This window comes from Vibrio crassostreae 9ZC13, from assembly GCF_000272045.2.
GTDB lineage: Bacteria > Pseudomonadota > Gammaproteobacteria > Enterobacterales > Vibrionaceae > Vibrio > Vibrio crassostreae_C.
Window position 1 is genome coordinate 376,378 of the sequence record NZ_AJYZ02000019.1, and the last position, 375, is coordinate 376,752.

1 protein-coding gene is annotated in these 375 nt (G+C 46.9%); it reads right to left on the reverse strand.

Going from position 1 to position 375, the window contains the following annotated elements:
- Window positions 1-375: VCBS domain-containing protein (locus A136_RS22955; protein WP_032546841.1), on the reverse strand; the 375-nt coding region annotated here is incomplete at both ends.

Genomic DNA, 375 nt, shown 5'->3' on the forward strand with positions numbered 1-375 from the left:
TGATGCGACGGGCGCATCATTGGTGCCGTGAACGGTCACTGTGATATCTTTTTTAGCACTGCCATCAATAGATTCAACGGTAAAGGTTTGCTGGAAGCTTTCCCCTGCACCTAAATGTTGGACTTTATCATTGTCAATGTTGTATGACCAATGGCCCTGTGCGTTGATATTGAACTGACCACCTTCGGTGGTGGTGATGGTTTGTGCAATAAAACCGGCTTGGTCGTGATCGGGGTCAATGACCTGTAACGTGCCACCACTGCTGAGTTGACTGGTGGTATTGCCAAAGGAAGTGTGATCTTCGTAAACATGATTATTGAGGCTGGAGTAGGGCGTCACTGCAATTTTTGCTTGGTTATCTTCACCCGTCACTTT